General features: G+C 68.7%; 8 protein-coding genes and 1 pseudogene. 6 read left to right on the top strand and 3 right to left on the bottom strand.

Translation table 11 applies throughout. The features are described 5' to 3' along the window. Window positions 1-4: 4 nt before the first annotated feature. A complete protein-coding gene (locus tag WMF14_RS45380; protein WP_437796791.1) occupies window positions 5-6,463 on the bottom strand; it encodes an RHS repeat-associated core domain-containing protein in 6,459 nt (2,152 codons plus the stop codon). Window positions 6,464-6,809: 346 nt separating this feature from the next. Then, window positions 6,810-8,444 carry a sigma 54-interacting transcriptional regulator gene (locus WMF14_RS45375; RefSeq protein WP_437796789.1) on the bottom strand — a complete coding sequence of 545 codons (1,635 nt, stop codon included), beginning with the start codon at window positions 8,442-8,444 and terminating at the stop codon, window positions 6,810-6,812. A 531-nt stretch (window positions 8,445-8,975) separates the two neighbouring features. On the opposite strand from WMF14_RS45375, the gene WMF14_RS45370 reads away from it, so the two are divergent. The 5 genes from WMF14_RS45370 (at window position 8,976) to WMF14_RS45350 (ending at window position 14,011) form a co-directional block, all read left to right on the top strand. Next, window positions 8,976-11,558: a sensor domain-containing diguanylate cyclase gene (locus WMF14_RS45370; RefSeq protein WP_437796787.1), complete on the top strand. Its 2,583-nt coding sequence runs from the start codon at window positions 8,976-8,978 to the stop codon at window positions 11,556-11,558. A 70-nt stretch (window positions 11,559-11,628) separates the two neighbouring features. Beyond that, entirely contained in the window at window positions 11,629-11,988 is a 360-nt protein-coding gene (locus tag WMF14_RS45365; RefSeq protein ID WP_437796785.1) for a hypothetical protein, read from the top strand. 234 nt (window positions 11,989-12,222) lie between these two features. Continuing rightward, entirely contained in the window at window positions 12,223-12,405 is a 183-nt protein-coding gene (locus WMF14_RS45360; RefSeq protein WP_437796783.1) for a VF530 family DNA-binding protein, read from the top strand. After that, window positions 12,402-12,602, top strand: a complete 201-nt coding sequence (locus tag WMF14_RS45355; RefSeq protein WP_437713226.1) for a hypothetical protein — start codon at window positions 12,402-12,404, stop codon at window positions 12,600-12,602. Before WMF14_RS45360 ends, WMF14_RS45355 begins: the two co-directional genes overlap by 4 nt. Before the next feature lie 470 nt (window positions 12,603-13,072). Beyond that, complete coding sequence (locus WMF14_RS45350; protein ID WP_437796781.1) at window positions 13,073-14,011, top strand: hypothetical protein; 939 nt, start codon at window positions 13,073-13,075, stop codon at window positions 14,009-14,011. Window positions 14,012-14,016: 5 nt separating this feature from the next. On the opposite strand, the pseudogene WMF14_RS45345 reads toward WMF14_RS45350, so the two are convergent. Further along, window positions 14,017-14,196, bottom strand: a pseudogene (locus WMF14_RS45345) (helix-turn-helix domain-containing protein); the annotation flags it as partial. A gap of 77 nt (window positions 14,197-14,273) precedes the next feature. On the opposite strand from WMF14_RS45345, the gene WMF14_RS45340 reads away from it, so the two are divergent. Continuing rightward, window positions 14,274-14,702, top strand: a complete 429-nt coding sequence (locus tag WMF14_RS45340) for a DoxX family protein (RefSeq protein ID WP_437796779.1) — start codon at window positions 14,274-14,276, stop codon at window positions 14,700-14,702. Window positions 14,703-14,737 lie beyond the last annotated feature (35 nt).

The raw sequence follows: 14,737 nt of genomic DNA, 5'->3' as shown, positions 1-14,737 counted from the left end.
CCTGTTAGAACGCGGTCTCGATAACCCTTACGTACGGGGTGCCGAAGAAGTCCGAACCGCCAAGATCCTTGACGAACTCCGAGTATGACACGCCACCGGGCCTGAAGTTGTCGAACACGGTGTCGTCGACTCGAATAACAGTGTGACCATGACCACGCTCGGCAAGCGCGCCGAGCTTGTCTGAATACGGTGTGATGCCATGGCCGACCTGGATCTCGATGCGCGTGCCGGACACGCCGTTCTTCTGTAGCCCCTTCTGAAGTACATTCGCGAAGTCGGCGCACCGTCCAAAACACTTGAGACTGCCAGAAATTTTTTCAGCGAGCCGCTGGGCGGTAGCCACTCTTCTTGCGGCGTGAGTTGCCCCCGTCATCCTGCCAGCCTTCCCAAGCTGTCCCGCACGCTTCACGCTGGAATAAAGCTTGCTGGCATCGCCGACTCCAGGCACGGCGGCGCCGAGGCTCAGTGTCGCGTTCACCGCGTCACCCTCCCCGGCGTAGATGCAGGCATTGGCGACGTCGCACACCGGGCCGACCGGCGGCGGCGCGAAGCCACAACCATCAAGGCAGACGTGCGTGAGCTCGCGCATGTCCCCCGCCGTCATCGGACCGACGCTGAACCCAGATTCCCCTCTGTCCCACTCCGACGAGGGGCCGCCCTCCCCGCCTTCTCCGCCAGGACCCGCTCCGCCGTCGCCGCCGGAGCCCTCGATGGCGCCATCGTCTTCGGGAAGGAGCTCCTCACCGTCCTCGAAGACATCCACCTCCTTCGTGCCAGTGCCGTCGCCATCGATGATGACGCCCGGCGGCGGCGCGATCGTCTCGGGCGTGCAGTTCGTCCCGTCGCACGGCTGGAAGCCCGTCGGATCCCTCAGGTTGAGAGGATCATTCAAGACGTAGGCATAGGGATTGTACCCTTGTACCGTCAGCGGCGACGGGATGACGGGATCGGACGTGAGGAACCGGCGCAGGCTCGGATCGTAGACGCGCCCCTGCATGTCGATCCAGCCGAGCTCGTCATCATGCTCGTGCCCCGTGAACCCGGTCCGCACGTCGCCGATCCCGAGGGGCAGACCGGCGATCGGCCCCCCGTTCTCGTCGATGCGCCCACCGAAGGGCTCATGGAAGCTCCGGGACAGCACGCTGCCATCCAGGCGCAGCACCACACCCACGCTTCCGAGCGCGTCCTTCTGCACGAAGCGATCCTGAGAGCTTCCGTCCGGTTGAACGAGGTGCTGCGCCACCTCCTCGCCGTCCGCGAAGACATGGAAGACGTGGGTTGTCTGCGCTCCCGCCGTCCGCCGCTCGTACAGCCGACCGAGCGTCAATACCGCCTCCGAAGGGCCCTCCTTCATCACACGGTTGCCGTCGGCGTCGTACCGGAACGAGGTCGTCCCGCCCGGGTGCGCTACCACCCGGGGCAGGTCGAACTCCGTGAACGTCACGCCCATCGGGGCGCGCGGCCCACCTCGGCTGAACAGGCGGCCGCGAACGTCGTACGAGAGCGTGTCCGCCACCGCGCCGCCGATCCGGACCTCGCTCGGCCTGTAAGGCGGCCCGAAGACGTATTCCTCCCGAAGCGCGCCGCCGACGAACACCTGCTTGACGTTTCCCAGGGCGTCATACGAGTAATCCGTCCTCTTCGACGTCGTGCTGGTCTGCAGCTCCCACCACCTGAGCTGCTCGCGCGCGTCATACCCGAACGTCTCGTCCCGATTCGACTGCCTGTCGTAGCGTCGCTTGACGCGGCCATCCAGATAGTAGTCGTAGTCGAGATCGTACGCCCCAGGAGTCTGAACCCGATCCAGCCGCCCTGTGAGCGGCTCGTAGCTGTACGTCGTCTCGACCGTCTCGCCCAGCTGAACGGAGAGCGGCTGATCGTCGCTGTTGCGGCTGTTCATGCGCCAGATCGGAAGAAAGACCGCGCTGCTGATCGTCCCATTTCCGGCCACGAGGCGGCGGACGACCTCGTGAAGGTAGCCATGGGCGTTGTAGCGGTGCTTCACCTGAAACCCGGCCGCTCCCTCCACGGACGGGTACTCTAGCAGATCCACCCGCCCCAGCGCATCGTACGTCTGCCGAATGACGTACGCGTGGCCGTCGATCGTCCACGTCGTCGCCTCAGGCCGCCCGTGCTGGTCGTAGGCAAAGCTCTTCTGGACCCCGTCCGGGCTGGTAGAGCTGGCCAGCCGGCCGACGCCGTGCGGGGCCGTATCCCAGACGAGCTCGGTCTCGCCATCGTCGTCCACGATCGTCTCGACACGTCCCAGCGCGTCGCGCCCGAACGTGCGCGTGGACAGCGAATCGGCGAGCGTGACCACCTCACCGAACGCGTTGTACGTGACGGTCGTCGCCGCCGACACAGGCTCCTTGTACCACCTGCGCCGGCCGCGCTGATCATAACGTTGCTCCAGGAGCACCAGATTCCCGCTGGACTCGTTGATCACCTTGCCGAGCAGGCCGAACGGCTCGTAGAAGTAGCGCAGCGTCTGGGTCCCCTCCGTCGCGACCCGGGTGCTGGACACCAGGCGCCCGTCCCAATCGATCTTGGTGCGGTGCTCGCGCCTCTCGGCGTCGAAGGAGGTGGTCTCAAGGAGCGAATGCTCGTAGTGATCGCGGCTCCCATCCGGGCGCCGCTCCTCGAGGAGCCTGTCGAGCGAGTCGTAGCTATAACGAGTGACCTGCACCGTCTCTCCGGACGTGGCCGGCCGCGTCGTCCGAACGACGCGCCCCAGCACGTCATAGCTCTGGCGGCTGCTCGCGAGCGCTCCGTCGAAGCGCTCGTGGGCCATCTCGATCGGGCGCGAGAGCTCATCCAGGGAGAGGATTTCCCGACCCGCCGCCACGGCGCCGCCGCGCGCAACCGTCGCTCTCGTCCCCGTCACCAGCGGACCCTCGCGAAGCGGTTCATAGGTCACGTTGGTGGGAGTGCCGCCCTCCCGAGTCTCCGCTCGCAAGCGGTGGAACTCGTCGTACTGCCGCGTCACGGTGACGCCGTCGCTGTCCATCTCAGCGACGAGATCTCCGGTCGCGGGATGGTAGACAGTCCAGCGCGAATGATCGATACCATTCACCTCCGTCCAGCTCTGCTTGGGGAAAACGCGCTCATCGCCGAGCGACGCGTCGCCCCAGTCGATGTACTGCCGCCGGTCCTCACCGCTGACCGGCGAGCGCACGATCATCCACGGGAGGCCGTCCGGGTTGCGGCTGTACGTGATCGAGATCGGAATCGACGCATTCGCGTCCCCTTTTTCGATATCCACGACGCGCACCAGGCCGCGATCGTCGTACGTCCACTCGACCTTGCGGGGCGCCGGGGGCGTGCTCCCGGTCTTGTACTCCGTCTCGAGCCGCTGCCGCGGGAGTCCGATGAGCCAGTCCTCCGTCAGGTTGTCGTACGTCGTCGAAACGATATGACGCTGCCCACCCGTCGTGAAGGTGGCCACCTCGGTGACGTTCGCGAACTCATCGAGGGCCTGCGACCCCACCTGCTGGCGCCGCGTGCTCGGCATGCTCGATCCTGCGTAGGTCACATGGGTCCACGCGAAGTCTTCCCGGTCGATGGTCGCCGCCTGCTCCCACTCGTTCTCGGTCCATGCGTACGGGTAGGCGAAGTACGTGAGGCCGGAATGCAGCAGCCTGACCGCATATTGCTTCACCGTCTCGACGATGCGCGTGGTGGGCGCGCTCGTCTCCGGAGGTACGCCTACGACCGATGGCCCGAGGACGGGGGTGATCACCACCGTCTTGGACGGCAACCCGGCGAGAGCATAGCGGGAGTCGATCCGGGTCGTGTGGTCGTAGGTGATCCGCGTCTCTCGAGGGCGCTCGGGCTCCCACATGCGAATCTCACCGAACCCCAGCGACTTCCGAGAGGACCAGTCGTACCGCAGATCACGGTAGCCGTAGATCGTCCGGCGGAAGGCGGCGACTTGACTTCCCTGGTTTTCCCAGAGCTGCTGCACGACCGGCACCCCGTGCTTCTGGCATACTTGCGGATAGGTGCATGTGTCGGGGGAGTCGGGCCGCACACGCGCGTAGAAGAAGCGGACCTGCGGCTGCTCCGCGGACTCGTCTCTCACGGCGACCACGCGATCGGTGTCAACACCGCGGTTCAGCAGCACCTCCCAGTCAGACGTCGTGGAGTTGACGTGGACCAGGTCCGTCTGCCCATCCCCGTTGAAGTCGCCGACGCGCGACGCGCCCCAAGGCATATCTCCGTTGTTGAAGAGCATCCCCGAGTCGAACGGCAACTTTATGATCGGTCGGTAGCCGCCCCTGCTCGTCGACAGCGACACCTCGATCTCTCTGGTCGGGTAGTTGCGGAAGACGACGAAATCAGTGCGGCCGTCACCGTTAAGTTCGGCCGTCCGCAAGCCCTCGTCGGTGTTCTGCAATGTATCAGGAATCGGTCCGTTCGGAACCGTTTCGACGGGTCCAAACCCTCTACCGGTATTCCAGCGCACACCGGTCGCGTCGTCTTCGAATATCGGATAGACCAGATCGTCGAGCCCGTCCGCGTTCATGTCGACGACGAGGTCGTCCCCGTCGCCGTAGAGGTCGTCGGCGTCCTCGATGATGATGGCTCCAGCGTCGGCGGCCGTCAGGAGCTGCTTTGATCCGCAGCCGAACAGAACGTCCCCACGCCCGTCGCCGGTCTTGTCCAGAACCCGCTGCGAGGTGGGGCATACCTCAACGGGTCCTTGGACGATCTGAGGTAGTGAGCTAAATGACGGCGCTCGGTTCCAGTGGATATTGAACTCCCCTGACTCATCCATAGCGTGATAAACGATATCTGCGCGACCATCGCCGTCGATGTCTGCCGCGACTGCGGGCAACGGTTTGTAGCCGCCGTCGCCATTGAGTCCTGGGAACGTCAGCCCCGCGGAGTCCAGTCGCTTGGTAGACGGGTTGAATCGGAGAAGCGGATAGCTCGGATGGTCTCCCCACCCCTGCGCTGTAAATGCCATCTTCCCGCTGGCATTCACATCCACCTTGATGGAAGCCCCCACGAAGAACATGAGCGTATCATCAACGCCAGCGCCGGCTAGCAGTCGAATGGGCGCTCCCAGGCCGTCGGCGGTCCCCAGGCGCAGCCAAAGCGAGTTTTCCGTAGGATCGTCGTAGCTGGGGGTGCCGAAGTCTCTGTTCGTGCCGAAGATACGGTAGATGAGGTCATCGCGCCCGTCCCCATCCGCGTCGATCACGAGCGGCTTCGGCTCATTGTCCAGCCAGTGCGGCTTCGGCGCGTCGTGCGCGGCGACGGGCTTCGCCTCGAACGCGAGGGGCGTATCGTCGTACTCCATCACCTTGGCGCGCAGGCACGACCCCTCGGCTCCGCACCGCTCAACCCGGCGGAGCCGCGAGCGTCCCGTCGTCGGGCTCTCCTCATACGATAGCCGGTACTCCCACGCCAGGGTTGTGTCAGGCGATCGCCAGCCCAGCGCGTACATCTCCAGCCTCTGCAGCCGCCAGGGCTGGCTCAGGCGCACGCCGCTGATATATCGAAACTGATCGTCCGGGTTCGACTCGTACACGAAGCGGACCTTCCTGCGCGGAGCCTCTCCCTGTCGGGACGTGTACTCGATGTTTCGTGGCGCATAGGCAAAATCGAACGGCGCCGAGCTATTCTGCCGCGTGTCGTACGAGACCGTCATCGCGTTGCCGGCGCGGTCCTCCACCCGCGCCAGGACCCACGCGACGCCGATCTCGTTCTCCTCCACGTAACCGGACGTCACCGTGGTCGGCTTGATACGCTTGGCTGCGAGGCGCTCGTAGGTAGAAATTCGCCCATCCTTGCCCCACACCTCGAAGCGCGTTGGGTCTGCCAGACCGCCATACAGGAGGACGCGCGCCATGGAGTCTCGCTCTGTCCGCATCTCGATCGCGTCCGGCAGGGCGGGGTTCGGAACAGAAAGCAATCTCTGTCCGTCCAGACAATACGCGTCCTTGTCGTCAAAATTGACTCCGCGCGGCCTTCCGTCGGTCGCTATTGTCCTCGCGCACCGCTTGATGGAGGACAACCCCGTCACGCTCCACCCCACGCCTTCCGGCCCGTTCCCATCGCCGCTTTCGTAGGAGAGCGCAAGGTCTGGCTGCATTCCTGCACGACCTTTCGGAATTTCAATGGGGATTCGATAGGTTGCGCGTCCTTGCTCTACGACCCAGGTCGCCGGAATCGCACCGACCCGGTCGCTCGTCGGCACGATCGGGTCGTCGGGCACCACGAGCGCCTCCGGCGGCGCCGGCGGATCCGGGGGCGGAGGGTTGAGCGGATCGAGCGGGTCATCGGCAGGATCGATCTCACTCTCCGGCGACGCGAGGTCGTCAAGATCTGCCTCAAGCGCCTCTTGCACGTTGGACAAGGGCACCAGGGCGTCCCCGCGCTCCGCCCCGTCTTGGTGGGTTCCGCACCCGGCGAGCAGCCAGGCGACCCCCCACGCTATATATCGAACCTTGTACATGGATCGCTCCTCAAGATGTTCCCGACGAAGGCGCACGGCGGCGTCGGGCTCGCAGCCTCGAGCTTTCGAGATCCGCGATCTTTGCCCTCGGCGAGCCCCGCGCGGCGCCCGTCGAGCGGCGGCGCAGCGCGCCCTCGTCGGCCGCCGTAAAGCAGCTCCAGTGCCGTGGGGCGAGGCGGCGCCAACCCCGGCCATTTCAGCCCGTCATTGCCCCCGGCGCGGTCCGCTCAACCGTCCGTGGAGCGTCCACGAACCGTCCGTGAACGCTGGCGGACGGTTTTTGGACGCTTGAGTCGCTCGACCGCCCATGAGCCGGACGGTCCGCGGACCGTCCGGCCCCCCGCGGTCAGTCCGGCGGCGCTTCGCGCAGCCGCCCGGAGCGACCGAGCTCCCGCAGGCGCAGCGTCAGCCCCCGCTTCGACACCTCGAGACGCGCCGACATGGCGTCGAGATCTCCGCCGCACGCGTGGTGGCAGCGCATCAGCTCGTCCTCCGGGATGTCCGCCGCCTTGCGGACGTGAGGGCTTCGCTCGATGAGACGGTAGAGGGCGGTGCGCGAGACGCCGAGCGCCGCCGCCGCGGGTCCGATCGACCAGTGGCTCTGCCGAAGCGCCCTGAGCAAGGCGTCCTCGTCGACCTCCCGGTCCATGGGGGGGTCCGCTGGATTGGCCGTGGAGGCGTCCGCATCTCGCCTCTCGGACAGGCGCGGCGCATCCGACGGGGGCCGCGCTGTATGACGCGCTTGCTCCAGCATCCGCTCCAGGCTCTCATCGATGACGATGGCGTCCGCGCCGCGGCTGGAGATCACGAGCTGCCGCGCGACGTTCCGGAGCTCACGCACATTGCCGGGCCAGCTGTGCTGGAGCAGCCGCACCATGAGGGATCGAGGAAACCACGGCAGTGCGCCGTCCGCGGGCGACTCCAGCCGGCCCAGGTCTCCGACGCGCGCGAGCTCCTCGCGCAGAAAATGGAGCAGCAGGCGGGGAATGTCCTCGCGGCTCTGGCGGAGCGGAGGAATGGTGATGGTATAGCCCTGTAGCCGATGGAGCAGCGGCGCGCGAAACCTGCCTTGCGCGACGGCCTGCTCCAGGTCGACGTCGGTCGCCGCGATGACCCTGACATCCACCGCGCGCTGCTCGGTGTCGCCGAGCGGCAGGATCGAGCCGGTCTCGAGCGCCCGGAGCAGCATCGCCTGGACATCCATCGACATGTCGCCGATCTCATCAAGGAAGAGCGTCCCACCGTGCGCGCGCTCGAAGAGGCCGGCATGGCGCTGGTGAGCGCCCGTGAAGGCCCCTTTCGCGTGCCCGAACAGCTCCGCGACCGCGGTGGTCGGGGCCAGCGCGGCCATGTTCACCGCGAGCCAGGGGCGACCTGCCCGCGGGCTCGCCTGATGGATGGCCTGCGCGACGCGCTCCTTGCCAGCGCCGGTCTCCCCCCGAAGAAGGACCGGGACTTGAAGGTCGGCGACACGCGCGATCGATCGGAGGACCACCTCGAGGGCGTCGCTGTCGCCGACGAGCCCGTATCTCGGCGCTGGGGGCGCGGTGGTCACCGCATGGACGAGGATCACGATCCTCCTGGAGAGCTGCAACAGCAGCCCTGCGCGCAGGGCCTCCGGAGAAAACCGGTGGGTTTCGTCGATGGGCTGTCCATCGACGGACAGCTGTCCCCGCCCCGCGGGCGTGATGGTCACCGACTCGTCTGCGCCCCACGTCACAAGGTGAGGTTTCCGGCTCACATGAGGGTCGCAGAGCGGCGCGCACTCGTGGCTGCGCGGCTGCGCGAACTCGGGCTCGAGGCGAGAAAGGGGTACCGCGTACCCAGGGATGGCCACCGTGGTTGCCCGCGCGCCGATCCGGCGCAGGTCCGGGTGGTAGAGCAACGTGAAGCGCAGGCCATGGGCCACCCCGGATGCGCGACGCTCCGGCCCCGTGTCGACGCCATTCAGCGTCTCCGTCTGGTGCCATGAGTCCCGCAAGGAGCATTCTGCCGAGCTCGGCGGCTCGCCTCGCGTTCCCTCGGTCGTCCTTGTCGTGAGAGCGGACGCCTGAGCGACAGCCTCGAAGCTGTCACCGCCCCCGATCTCGGTGCTGCACTGACGCTGAGACACGATCCGTTACTCTATCGCCGCTCTCCCGATGTTCGTCCAGCAGTTAGTTAGCTGCCACACAATTGCCACACTCCTGCGCTGTGCCTCCCCGAGGCCGACCAGCCCCAGTCGATCTCGCGCTCCGCTCGTTCCAACCGTCCACGGTCCCGTGGGGCAGCTCAGTCGCCCCTTCAAGGTCGTTCACGGTGCCCGCTGGCGATCGTCGAGCCGCGCACGTGGCGACAAGGATCGCTGCCCCGCCTCCGCGTATCCGAGCCAGGCCCCTCAACCTCTCCTCCGTCCACGACTCCAGGTCACACCCTCACCCCCTCTCTCGCCCCTTTCCCCCATCGCGCAGCCGCCTCTGCCGGCAGAGAACTGGGCCCGGGGGATCGACCTCTGGTACCGGCATCCGAGCCGATGGCCAACCTGGTGCTCGCCGTGCTCACCGCCCGCCGTATCGCGCGCAACGCGGCGCCGCTCGCCTGCGCGCTGGCCCTCGGGGGGCTCGTCGTCCTCGACGCGGGCGCGCCGCTCCCGCCGCTCGCGGCCGCGACCGCGCTGCTCGTGCTGCTCGCGGCGCTCGTCCAGCGGGCGCGGCGGCGCGCCGCCGCCATCGAGGCGAGCGCCCTGCTCGACCTCGAGGTCGGCGCCCTGCTCCTCGTCGCCACGTTCGCCGCGGTCCTCCGCCTCGACGGCTCGCTCGACGGCGACGCCCACGCCGCCCTCTACGTCGTCATCGCCCTCGTGAGCGCGTTCGCCCGCCCGGGCGCGTCGCTCCTCGTCGCGATCGCCGCCGCCGCCCTCGAGATCGCCGTCCGCTCGGCCGCGGCGCCGCGCGGCGCGCCGAGCCTCCTCGACGTCACGCGCGCGGCCGCGCCGCACATCGGCTTCATGGCCGTCTTCTCGCTGCTGAACGCCACCATCCTCCGCGCAGAGCTCGGCCGCGTCAGGAAGGCCTCGCACACCCGCCTCCAGGCCGAGATCGAGCGGCTCCGCGACGACGCGCGCAGCTACCGCCTGCTCTCGGCCCCGGCCCAGGCGCGCGGCGCGGGCGCGGGCCAGAAAGGCGACGACGAGCGGCTCGCCCGCTCCGGCGTCGAGGAGATCCACCAGTCGGTGCTCTTCGCCCTTCGCCTCCTGCGCGAGTCGCTGGAGCTCTACACCGCCGTGCTCCTCTGGCAGAACGACGCGGGCACCCACCTGCGCATCAGCGAGCTCGCGAGCGACGCCCCGAACCTCTCCGAGGGCCCGTTCCTCTCCGGCGACGGCGTCTTCGGCGCGGCGATCACCCAGCGCGCGCCGGTCGTCCTCGGGGGCCTCAAGCCGGGCTACAAGCTCCCCTACTACGTCGGCCCCTCCCCTGTGCGCGCCGTGTGCGCGCTGCCGGTGTTCGAGCACGGCCAGCTCCGCGGCGTGCTCGTCGTCGATCGCGTCGAGGACCGGCCGTTCTCGCCGCGCGAGCTCGAGCTCATCGACGAGGCCTGCCGCTACGCGGTGCGGGCCATCCAGAACGAGCGCGTCTTCGTCCAGCTCGAGCGCGCCAAGGTCGAGCAGGGCAAGCTCTACCGCGCCGCCGAGGGGCTCGGCGCCGCCACGACCGAGGCCGGCGTCATCGAGGCCGGCGTCACGAGCGCCCGCGAGATCACGTCCGTCGATTTCGCGGCCGTCACGCTGTACGACGAGGCGCAGAAGGTCCACGAGATCCGCGCCGTCAGCGGCGACGGCGTCGCCGAGCTCACCGGGCAGCGCTTCCGCCACAACGCGGGGCTCGTCTCGATGGTGCTGCAGAACCGGCACCCGCTGCCGTACCGCGGCGAGTACGACGAGAAGCGGCAGATCGTCTTCACCCGCCGCGTCACGCCGCCGTCGATGCCGTCGATCATCGTGCTCCCGCTCGTCGTGCACGACCGGCCGCTCGGCACGCTGGTCCTCGGCTCGCGGCGGCGCGCGGCCTTCACCGACTCGGTGCGCAGCACGCTGGAGGTCCTCGCCAGCCACATGGCCGTGTCGCTCTCGAACGCGCGCATGGTGCGGCGCCTCGAGGAGCTCGCGACGATGGACGGGCTCACCGGGCTGCTCAACAAGCGCGCGATGCTCGAGGTGGCGGACCAGAAGATCACCGCGGCGCGGCGGTTCTCGCGGCGGCTCTCGGTGCTCGTCACGGACATCGACCACTTCAAGAAGGTGAACGACACGTACGGCCACGACGTGGGCGACGTGATCATCAAGGGGCTCGGCGACGTCCTCCGGCGCGCGAAGCGGACGACCGACGCGGTCGCGCGCTTCGGCGGGGAGGAGTTCGTCGTGATCTGCGAGGAGACGGACGCGCGCGGCGCGATGCTGCTCGCGGAGCGCGTGCGCGAGGAGCTCGGCCGGACGACGTTCCACGCGGCCGGGAGCAACGGGCCTGTGCAGTGCCAGGTGACCTGCTCGATCGGGATCGCCACTTACCCCGAGGCGGGCAGCACGTGGGAGGAGCTCTTCAAGGCGGCGGACGAGTCGCTCTACGTGTCGAAGCGGTCGGGCCGGAACCGCTCCACGGCGTGGTCGCCGGCGGTGCGGTCGAACAGCGCGCACCCGCCCGCCGCCGAGGCGGGCGCTCCGGCGAAGCACGCGGCGGAGGCGGCCGGCGCGGCGAAGCAGGCGGCGGAGGCGGGCGCCACGGCCACGGCGAGGCACGCGGCAGAGGCGGCCGCCACGGCGAGGCACGCGGCGGCGCCCGCGACGGCGCGGCCCGCGGCGACGGCCGCGGCGGCCAGGGCTGCGGCGGCGAAGCCCGCGGCAGGGGCGCCCGCGCCGCAGCGCAGGCCGGCTGTGACGGGCGGCGCGGGCGGCGCCCCGGCGGCCCCCCCGGGACAGGACGGCGCGCCGTCCGCCGGGAGGCGCGCCGCGGCGGCCGCGCAGGCGCCGGGGAAGGCGCCCGGCGAGGCCGAGCCTCGGAGCAAGCCGAGGCGCCCGCCGGACGTCGATCCCACGAGCAAGCCGAAGACGGCCGCCTGAGGCCTGCGCGCCGCTTGCGGCGCAGGCGCGGCGGGAACATAAGCCTCTTCGGCGAAGCCAAGGAGGCGCGATGAGCTCGGACCCCGATCGAGACGACCCCAGGGAGGATCTCAAGCAGGGGCTGAGCCTGCTCTGGCGCGCGGCGCGCAAGACGGCCGTGGACCTGCGCAAGGACCTCGACAGCACGAACGTCGGCAAGGCGATCGACGACGCCGGGCGCGAGCTCGTCCGGGCCGCGACGAACGTGGTCGGCCGGATCGGCGCCGAGCTGAGCAAGGGGCCGGCGCAGGCGCCCCCGCAGGACGAGCGCTCCGAGGGCCGCGCGGAAGAGGTTGAGGGGCCCGAGACGCGGCCCGCCGGGCCCACCCCGGAGGACCCGGGGTTCCGCATCGCGGTCGACCCGGAGGACAAGGACACGAAGCCTCGCTAGCTGCGTCGGTCAGGAATCCCGCCAGGGTTGCTGCGATGACGGGGCGGGGACGGATGAGACCGAGCGCTCCTCAGCGTGCACGGGCGGCGTGGGCGCGCGAGCGGCGTGGGTGCGGCGGCCGCCGCGCGACGTGCTACACGGCGGGCTCATGTTGGCCCTCCGTGGCGATCGCCCCGCGAGCATCGATAGGACTCAGCCCAGCCCGACAATCCTCTTCACGGTGTCACGCTCCGATTGATCCTCGATCACGTGGTCGCGCAGCATGGCTGGGAGCAGCTCGGACCCATGATCAACATTCGCTGCTTCAGGTACGATCCCAGCATCAAATCGAGCCTGCAGTTCCTGCGACGGACCCCGTGGGCCCGGCCGCAGGTGGAGGCTCTCTACCTGCGAGACAAAGCCAAGCCCACCCCGTGACCGGCCCGCTCGATCGCACGCCGAGCACCGGGAGCCGGCGCGCGATCGATGTCGTGGGCGCGAGCTGCTTCATCACCGGCATCCAGCCCGCGGTCGCGCGGTTGCTCGCCGGCAGCGATCTCGGCCGGACACGGCATTTCAACACGCTCGCCGACGGCCTCGCGCGCGCCCTGCGGGACCTCGGCGAGAGCGCCTGACGCCCCCGCGGCGCAGCGCCCGCTGCGCCGCGCGAGGCGCCTCCGCGGGCGAGCCCCCCGGGCAACTCACGGCGTCATCGTGGCATGTCCCCGTGACATGTCACGGCCCCGTCGTGACATGTCACGGGACATGCCACGGCCTCACGGGGACGAGCTCCGCTGGCTCGGCCCACGTACCGGCAGAGATCTGACCGCACGTCGCGCGCCGAGGCGCTCTCTCCGCTGGATTGCGGTTCTTGAGCTGTACGAATCCAAGCTCGGTGCGCCGGCGCAACAAGAGCCCAGCGCGGCCCGAGCCGGCACACGCGTTGCAAAGGCTGCGGAGACAAGCTGTGCAAGGGGCAACATCACAGAGGCTGCCCGGCACACGCCGTCGTACCAGGCCGCTGGCAGGTCGGATGAGGTCCTGCCGCGAGCGGAGGACCCATCGCTCGACGCGGCACGGAGTGCGGACAATGAAGGAGAGAAGGATGAAGAACCGGACGATGCTTGGCTTTTGCTTGCTCTCGCTCCCGCTGCTCGCATGCTCCGGCGGGACCGAGCTCGAATCTCCGCTCCCCGACGACACCGGGGCTTCGACCGAGCCCGCGGCGCTCCCGCCTTCTTCCAGCGCGGACGACACATCGGTCGAGGGCGTTCCCACCGTGGCCAATGCGGATGAAGATCACCCCTGCGGCGACAACACGGTGGCGGTGGTGAGCCACCAGAGCGGCGTCAAGGTGGTCTTCTGCGTCCTCGACGACAGAGGCGTCGTCGCCGTGGGAGAGCATCGCCAGGACGGCACGCCCTCGCTGCTCAAGAGGGCTGGCTACGACGCTGAGACCATGTGCCCGGCTGATCTCTTGCGGGCGATCGCGCCCGAGCAGCGCGTGCCCGCGCGCCTCGAGGCTTCATGCGATCCGGCCCGGCGCCAGGCTCGGCTCCCTTCCGCTCCCGAGCGGCTCCGTGCCCCCGATCCGGCGAGCTTTGCCCTGGCTGCCGAGGCCGTCTATTGCGAAGGTGAAAACCCGAGATGGGAGTTCACCGATCGATGCCGCTACTACTCTCGCTGGGCAGACGATGTCAGGGCCGAGGATGGTAGCGCCCTTGTTAAATCCTGGTGCAAATTCACCGAAGAGAAATCCCACTCCAACATCATGTCTGGCAGCGGGAATGGCCTCGGGGATGAGGGAAACATAGGAGAGGAGACCGTCGCGTCGTGCATCGACTACACCATCTTCCAGGCCTTCTGGCGGTGGGACGCCGGCGATCCCTGGACGAGCAGCATATTTGTCCCCCTTGGCCCCGGGGGCGTGTACACGTGGAACATCTCGTATACCGGCGGGCTCGAGGACATCGACGTGCGATTCACGGCACAGTCGCAGAACGCCGGCATCCACCGCTACGCCGGCATCTTCATCGATGAATGATCCGGCGCCAGGCGCTTTTTGCCGAACCTGAGCAAGCGCACGCCGAGCCGCTCCTCCAGCCGCGCGAGGCGGCGGCTGATGGTGGCGCGAGGGACGCCGAGCTCGGCGGCGGCGCGGGACAGGGATCCGGCCTTCACGGTCTTCGAGAAGGCGAGGAGCTCGAAGGTCTCGAGGGGTTCGTCCATTTGGATCAAATCCTGGCAGGTGCTTCCAACTGTTGATGCATTGTTACAGGCGTGTCCAGGCCTCAGAATCCCCGCTCATGAACGACAAGGCACGCACCATCGGCTACTGGATCGCGACGAGCCTCCTCGGCTTCGCCTTCGTCGCAGGCGGGCTCGCCGATCTCTCTGGCTCCCCCCAGGTCCTCGAGGGCATGGCGCACCTCGGCTACCCGGCCTACTTCGCCACCCTCCTCGGCGCATGGAAGGTGCTCGGCGCCGCCGCCCTCTTCGCCCCGCGCTTCCCGCGCCTCAAGGAGTGGGCGTACGCCGGCGTCTTCTTCGATCTCACCGGCGCCGCCGCCTCCCACGCCGCCGTGGGCGACGGCGCCGGCAAGGTGATCACGCCCCTGTTCCTCGTCGCCATCGCCGCCGCCTCCTGGGCGCTGCGCCCCGAGAGCCGCAGGCTCGCGAGCGCCCCGAAGCCCGAGGCCGAGGCCCGCGTCGGCGAGCACGCGCTCGCGACCTGAGGCGGGATCTCACGGAACGACTCGCCCCACCTCAC

This window comes from Sorangium sp. So ce693 (assembly GCF_051521375.1).
Taxonomy (GTDB): Bacteria; Myxococcota_A; Polyangia; order Polyangiales; family Polyangiaceae; genus Sorangium; species Sorangium atrum.
The sequence above is the reverse complement of the archived record's forward strand: the minus strand, read 5'-3'. Positions and strand labels throughout refer to the sequence as shown.

Coding starts and splice junctions, on each gene's coding strand:
- WMF14_RS45380 (WP_437796791.1), bottom strand. CDS start 6,463: ATGTACAAGGTTCGATATATAGCGTGGGGGGTCGCCTGGCTGCTCGCC.
- WMF14_RS45370 (WP_437796787.1), top strand. CDS start 8,976: ATGGCCAACCTGGTGCTCGCCGTGCTCACCGCCCGCCGTATCGCGCGC.
- WMF14_RS45365 (WP_437796785.1), top strand. CDS start 11,629: ATGAGCTCGGACCCCGATCGAGACGACCCCAGGGAGGATCTCAAGCAG.
- WMF14_RS45350 (WP_437796781.1), top strand. CDS start 13,073: ATGAAGAACCGGACGATGCTTGGCTTTTGCTTGCTCTCGCTCCCGCTG.
- WMF14_RS45340 (WP_437796779.1), top strand. CDS start 14,274: ATGAACGACAAGGCACGCACCATCGGCTACTGGATCGCGACGAGCCTC.